Here is a 6661-nt window from a genome sequence, read left to right on the forward strand (position 1 = left end):
TGCAGGTCACAGTAGGGTTACTCCAAATGGATAGAGCAGTGTTTATACACAATACATTACGCGACTTCGTGTCGCACTTCGCCTTCGGGATCGTTCACAATAATATCATCGTCCGTCACCAAAAAAGCGTTTGCGATTTCACGTTTTGCCGAGAAACTTTTGCCGCTTCCCGGAGTGCCCAAAATCAAGCCATTCGGGTTCTTCAGCTTCTTCCGATCCACCATGATCAAGTTGTTGGACAGGGCATTCAGCCCATAGTACAAGCTCTCTTTGCCGGACTGATACAGTTCCTGTGTGGTGAACGGGATGAAGATAGCCGTGCTGCTTGTGGTCAGCCCTCGCTGAATTTCGATCTGGCAGTCAGCCAGCGGCAGCGATGACATCAGCCCCTGCTCCTGCTGGAAATCCAACCGGCACAGGTTGCAGTTGTGTTTCTGGGCGATGCTGGATGCCTGAAAAACATTGTTTTCCAGTTCCTGCTCCGTGCGTCCAGTGTTCAGCACCAGAAAGGTGACGAGGAACATCCGCTCGTTCTGGCTCTGCAACTCTTTCAAAAGAGCCTTTGCATCTCTGCCGTAGGTCGCCAAATCCGACGGAATGATGTCAATGTCATACCCGGCACGGATGGCTTTTTTCTGCTCCTCAATCTTACTGCGATCCAGTTCCGTGATAGTGCGCTTGACCGTCTTAATGGCCTTGTTCTGGTCAACGGACTGGATGTGCATGGTGACGATCTGGGACGAATCCATATCCAGAAAATCCTTCAAAAGCTGGTCGCTGATGTCGGATGCCGTGATGCTCAAAAAGCTGGCAGCGCAAAAGATGCCGCCCATCTGGAACGTCCGGGAGTCTTTGAAAGCAAAGGCGGTGGGCGCAATGGCATCCTTCACGGAAAGGCCGCTTTTCACAAGGTCTTTCCAGTCGAAGTGAAACTTGGATGCGCCGTCCATGTTGAACATATCGTGCATGAGTTTCAGCCGCTGGACACCGTTCAGGGGCTTTGCCTGCACACCCAGCCGGTGGAAGTTGTTCAGCAAATCGTTCTGGATGTGGTCGAGCCGGGGCTTGACCTGCGCCATGCTTTCACCCTCCACACCAAAGGTGATGAACTTGGTCTTAGTCAGACCATTATTGCCCTTGGCAAGCTGCTGGCGCAGCATCTGGGAATACTCGGCACGAACATCATCGAAACCATCCCGCTGGTACGGGATGCGGATGCTTTTCTCAAACTCGGTGCTGTCGGTTGCCATGTTCACAAAGGACAGCTCAAATTTGATGCTGGAATCGAAGAAGTTCAGAAAACTGCACCATTCCTCAAAAATCGCAGTCTTATCCTCCTGCTGTGCCAACTGATAGTTGATGTCCTGATACTGGATGGTGCGGGTGTAGTAGTTGGGCTTCACCCGGCAGGTGCCATCCTCGAACATCCGCTGCATGGGGATGGACTGCTGGGCGGTCCGGGGCACAGCAGGCTTCGGCGGCTTTTTCTTGCCGCTTTTATCGGTCTTTTTCCAAAACGGAATCATCGGTCATGCCTCCCTTCATCAAAATCGCATAGTAGTTGTTGGTCTTGTAGGGGCGAATCTTCGGGCGGAGAAATCGGGACTGCACATAGTACGACAGCAGCTTTTCCATGGGCTGACCGTTCTTTTCGTACATCCCAAGGAAAAACGCTGGCAGCATCACCGCCATCATGCCGAGGGTGGCGGCAGTGTTGCCGCCGGAATCCCGGAGCACAAAAAACAGCGGCACTCCAATGAGAGCCGCTGTGCCAAAGCAGACAAGCTGCCGTTTGGTCAGGTTGAACGCCACTTTAGATTTGACCTTGGTCAAATCACGGGGAACGGAAATATACGCAGCCAAGTAAGCACCTCCTTTAATGCGCTCCGAGGACGGATTTTGTCACGGAGCTTGTCTTGAACAGGCTGAAACAAAGCAGAACGGTGTAGCCCACAATGTTCCAAATGGAGTTGATGGCATCCCCGGAAATCGCCACGCTCTGGATCAGCACGGCGTAAATCGCCACGCAGATGAGGATGAGAAAGCCTTGAAAGCCCAATGCGAACAGGCATTTCAGGTAGTTCTGCCCCATGTGGCTCTGCTCGTGGTTGCCCCATGTTGCCATGGGGATGGGCGCAAGGCTCACCATGCAGTAGATCTCGATCATACGCCCGTAGACGATGACAAAAATGATGATGCTCAAGATCCGCATGGTGATGCCGATGAAGAAGGACTGCAAAAACAGCCCGAATAATGGGCCGACATCCATCTGCATCAGGCTGGCTTCCAGCATCGACAAGCCAATGTCGTTGACACGGGTATTTCCGGCAATGATGCCGCTGGAATCAGACACTACCTTCTGTGTCAGGTCAAAGACCGCCATCACAATATCGAAGGTGTTGCTGATGAGCCACACCGAAACAGCGGTCTTGAAAATCCAGCGCATGATGAGGGCAGGCTCGAACTGCGCCATATTGTTGTGCTGGGTGATCATCTCGATCAACTCGTAGCAGGCGATGAAGGTCAGGATGATGCCTGCAATGGGCAGTACCACGTTCCGGGAGAGGGCTTCGATCATGGCGAATACTCTCGGCTCAAAGCTGGAGGGCTTGGTGCCCACCTGCTGGGCGATGTTGCCTACTTGGGTGTTCACATCATCGAACAGGCCAGAAAGATTGGACATAATGCCTGCCGTCAGGATGCCTTTGATCCAGTCGGCAATGGCCTTGAGAACGGTTTCCATTCAGCAGTCACCGTCCTTAGCTGAAGTGGTTGATAAGGGTCTTGAGGAGATTCAGAAGAAAAATAATGTGGGTCAAAAACTGCATAATAGCACCGCCTTTCGTTGATGGGTGGAGATTCGTACCACAATGCGTTCCTTATTATAATAGGAGCTGTTATCCACAGCAGAGATGGAGCGATTGCGTATGTACAGGCGGGTAAACCCGCCTGCGGCTCTTAGCCGAACAGACCAGACAGCAGAGGAATGAGGGTGATGCCCACCAGAGCGACACCGCCGCCAGCCATGAGCTGCTTCATGCCCTGAGACTTGGAGCCGGGGTTGTCGTTACCATAACCCTCCAGCAGATTGATAGCACCCCACACGCCGAGACCGGCACCCAGAGCGACAACCAGGGTCTGAAGAACTTCGATAGCAGAGTTAAAGAATTCCATAGTCGTTTCTCCTTTATAAATGAAAGTTGTAGACCGTCCGTACACACCTGAAGCTGCATAATGGAGCCGCAAACTGCGGCGGGAGTGGGCTTGCTGGTGTACCTCTCTGGTCCGAGTAAAATAAAACCGCCTACCGGGTCAGGCAGACGGGAGCGAATCAGCATCTACCATGATGAAGGTATCATCCGGGTGGATTTTTTCTTTTCGGATCAAGAACTTCTCGATATCGAGGGCGTTCTTGGGGTCATAATCGGAGGTGTACTTGTAGTTCGGGTGCTGGGTCAGGTCGTACTTGTCGCTCAAAAATGGGCGCACACCACGAAGCTGCAGGATGCACTTGCCACCATCCAGCACTGCCAGCTCATCCCGGCTCATAAGTTCGTGACCGAGTTTTTGATAGTTGGTGCCATAGCTTGGGCTATTGCCACGGGTATCAGAATTGTTGTAGCTGTCGATGGTTTCCTTGCCGAGTGCTTCGGCAAGATCTTTCAGGGTGGTAGGCTCGCTGCCGCCGAGAAAGATCTGCGAATCCATATTGCCGACAATGGTGTCGGCGTTGTCCTTGTAGATGGCTTTCAGCTGGCTGCGGGTCTGCAAAACCAGACACGCCGAGATCTCACGGCTGCGGATGGTAGCCACCAGTTTTTCCAGTTGTGGAATCTGACCGATGTTAGCACACTCATCAATGAGGCACCGCACATGGATGGGCAGTTTGCCGCCGTACACATCATCCGCTTTGTCGCACAGCAGATTGAAAAGCTGCGTGTAGACCATGCTGATGAGGAAATTAAAGGTGGAATCCGTGTCCGACATAATGAGGAACAGTGCTGTTTTCTTATCGCCCAGCGTGTCCAGTTGCAGTTCATCGTACATGGTAAGGTCCCGCAACTCTTGGATGTCAAAGGGGGCTAATCTGGCACCGCAGGAAATGAGGATGGATTTTGCGGTCTTGCCGGCGGCCAGCTTGTAAAGTTTGTACTGCCGCCCGGCAAAGGAGTTGGGCTTCTTTTTTGCCAGTTCTTCAAACAGCAGATCCACCGGGTTCTGGTATTCCTCGTCGTCCTCCAACACCTGCATGGTGTTGAGCATTTCCAACAGTGTTGCAAAATTCTGCTCCTCCACCGGGGCTTCATAATGCAGATATGCGATCAGGGCGGTGAGCAAAAGACGCTCCGATTTTTCCCAGAATGGGTCCCCGCCGGACCCTTCACCCTTGGTGTTGGTCATCAGGGTCGTAACGAGTTTCAGAATGTCCTTTTCGCTGTGGACATAGGCGAAGGGGTTATAGTGCATGGACTTTTTGAAGTTTATGGTGTTCAGGATCTTCAGCTTGTAACCGTTTTTCAGAAGTGCGCTCCCGCACTCGACCACGATACTACCTTTCGGGTCAGTGACCACATAGGAACTGTGACATTGTAAAAGGTTGGGCTTGAGCCAAAACCGGGTCTTGCCGCTGCCAGAACCGCCCACCACCAGCACGTTTTTGTTCCGGGCATTCTTTGGGTCCGGCGGGCGGTTGGACATCATCAGCCGTTCCGTTTTGGTCAGGATAATGTTGTCGGCAAACTTGGAAGCCATGAACGGCTCAATATCCTTGGCGGTGCCCCACCGGGCAGAGCCGTACTCCATGCCGTGGCGGTACTTTTTTGCGTTTTTGCCACGCAGATAGACCGCCAGCCGTAACCCTGCGCCACAGCACAGACCCACCAGCAAATCAAGCGGATGCAGACTGGGCAGCGGATTGGCAAACGCCAGCGGGATGGTGCCCATCATAGACATGATCTTATCGCCCAGTTCCTTGCCCTCGGCAAGCCGCCACGCTTCACCAAAGTTCGTTGCCACCAGCCCCAGCAGAAGATAGGGCAGATAGAGCGCCAGCAGCTTTGTCAACTTTTTCGTGGTCACAGTCCACGCTCCTGTTCCTTGTGCCGGACTTTACCGGAGAGTTCTGCCGCTGCCTGCACCAGTTCATGCAGTTTTGCCAGCACCGAGGGGCGTTTGTCTTTGTTCAGCAGAGATGCCGAATACTCTTTGAACGCCGAGTTGAAGGCTTCTGCGTCCGGGGCTTTGAAAAAGACCAAATACCGGGGCGGCACCTCAGAGCTGTCCTTGCGGATGGCGTAGTCGATGCCGTACTTTTTGGCATAGCGTTCCAGCCCACGGATGCCGGTCTTGCTGATCTCCACGCTGGACACGCCCCGGTTTTGCCGCAGAAGGGTGCGGACACTTTGCTTGCCTTGGGATGTTTTGGACTGGTACAGCCGAAATGCCGCCTTTACCGCCCGGAGGACGGTCCGGGCAGACAGCTTTGTGGTGGAGATCATAATGTTGAATGACTTCTGTTCGATTTCTTCCTGCACTGCCATCACCTCCCGTGCAGCAGGGTGATTTTAGCGGTCATGCTCTGCCGGAGGCTTGGTGCGGGGCTTTTCCGCCAGAGGTTCATCAGGCACCGGCAGCACCAGCAGACGATTGCCCAGTTTCAGAAAGGCTTCCGGCTGATGGAAAAGCTGCTCATACTTCTGCGCCAGTTCCGGGGTCAGGGATGCAAAATCCTCCTCGCCCAGTCCCACTACCAGAAAGTCTCCGGCAACGGCATCGTACATCTGCCCGTTCTCATCCCGAAGGGCACGGTTCAACGGCAGTCCCATGAGCTTACCATCGTCATTGCAGATGATAGCCACCGGATCTGCAAAGGGGTAAACAGCAGCAATCGTGCCGCCCACCGCCTCCTGCAAGGCTTTCAGGTTATTGTCAATCTCGACCTGCTGCGGATACTGTCCCGGCGCAATTTTCAGCACGGACAGGGTGTTTTCAGCCATGCGAATCCTCCTCTCCGTTCAGTCCGATCTCACCGCTCCGTGCCGCCTGCATCAGAGCCGCCACGAAGAATCCGAAAATCGCACCGGCTTCAAAAAATGCGAATCCGATAAAAAAGTTCAGCATAGCACACCTCAGTCGATGCAGATGCAGGTCAGCTTATGCCCATCTGCCATCAGGGTGGTGCTGTGGCTTTCCAGATAGGTCTGAAAGCGGTAAATATCCTCCACCGTCAGGGACACGATGGTACTGTGCCCATCGGTGCGGTAGAAGATGACCGGGCCGGTCAGGTACCGCTTGCCTGCCAACTTGAGGACCTGCGCCGGATTGTAGCTGATAAACAGCGGCGCACCCTTCACGGAAATCAGGGCATCGTCCTCGTCAAAACAAGGCAGAATGGAAGGGGCATCCTCCTCCATGATAATGGTCAGTTCCATGTCCGGGCCGATGGCGGCAAGGTAGACATTCTCGCTTACCATTTCGGTCAGGCAGGATGCCGCCTGTTTCAGCATGGACAGGATGTTCACATCCACCGTGATCTGCGGTGCATGGGGAGCGGAGTGAAAAGGAATCGTGTTATTCATAGGCGTTACCTCGTATAATAAAATAGTAGTATTTATAGACCGCTCTCCAGCGGAATGCTACAATAGTTTCAGGGTGCTGTGGA

Annotated in this window: 8 protein-coding genes and 1 pseudogene; all 9 read right to left on the reverse strand. The window is 53.4% G+C overall.

What is annotated here, in order from left to right; genetic code table 11:
- Positions 1-77: 77 nt before the first annotated feature.
- A pseudogene (locus tag C7J97_RS14425) lies at positions 78-1526 on the reverse strand (VirB4-like conjugal transfer ATPase, CD1110 family); the annotation flags it as partial.
- Entirely contained in the window at positions 1498-1863 is a 366-nt protein-coding gene (locus C7J97_RS14430) for a PrgI family protein (RefSeq protein ID WP_113993361.1), read from the reverse strand. The pseudogene C7J97_RS14425 and the gene C7J97_RS14430, both read right to left, overlap by 29 nt.
- A 13-nt stretch (positions 1864-1876) precedes the next feature.
- Positions 1877-2743 carry a VirB6/TrbL-like conjugal transfer protein, CD1112 family gene (locus C7J97_RS14435; RefSeq protein WP_113993362.1) on the reverse strand — a complete coding sequence of 289 codons (867 nt, stop codon included), beginning with the start codon at positions 2741-2743 and terminating at the stop codon, positions 1877-1879.
- A 215-nt stretch (positions 2744-2958) separates the two neighbouring features.
- Positions 2959-3174 carry a Maff2 family mobile element protein gene (locus C7J97_RS14440; protein ID WP_055186938.1) on the reverse strand — a complete coding sequence of 72 codons (216 nt, stop codon included), beginning with the start codon at positions 3172-3174 and terminating at the stop codon, positions 2959-2961.
- Between the two features lie 138 nt (positions 3175-3312).
- On the reverse strand, positions 3313-5079 hold the full coding sequence (locus C7J97_RS14445; RefSeq protein WP_113993363.1) for a VirD4-like conjugal transfer protein, CD1115 family: 1767 nt from the start codon (positions 5077-5079) through the stop codon (positions 3313-3315).
- Positions 5076-5540 (reverse strand): PcfB family protein, encoded by a 465-nt coding sequence (locus C7J97_RS14450; protein WP_113993365.1) that lies wholly within the window; start codon positions 5538-5540, stop codon positions 5076-5078. The genes C7J97_RS14445 and C7J97_RS14450 overlap by 4 nt, the downstream gene beginning before the upstream one ends.
- Positions 5541-5564: 24 nt before the next feature.
- Complete coding sequence (locus C7J97_RS14455; RefSeq protein ID WP_242983539.1) at positions 5565-5996, reverse strand: DUF3846 domain-containing protein; 432 nt, start codon at positions 5994-5996, stop codon at positions 5565-5567.
- The gene (locus C7J97_RS15535) at positions 5989-6120 is read right to left on the reverse strand and encodes a hypothetical protein (protein ID WP_255569324.1); all 132 of its coding nucleotides are present in this window, start codon (positions 6118-6120) and stop codon (positions 5989-5991) included. The genes C7J97_RS14455 and C7J97_RS15535 overlap by 8 nt, the downstream gene beginning before the upstream one ends.
- Before the next feature lie 8 nt (positions 6121-6128).
- Positions 6129-6578 carry a hypothetical protein gene (locus tag C7J97_RS14460; protein WP_113993367.1) on the reverse strand — a complete coding sequence of 150 codons (450 nt, stop codon included), beginning with the start codon at positions 6576-6578 and terminating at the stop codon, positions 6129-6131.
- Between the last annotated feature and the right edge of the window lie 83 nt (positions 6579-6661).

The sequence above is a fragment of the Faecalibacterium prausnitzii genome (genome assembly GCF_003324185.1).
Lineage (GTDB): Bacteria > Bacillota > Clostridia > Oscillospirales > Ruminococcaceae > Faecalibacterium > Faecalibacterium prausnitzii.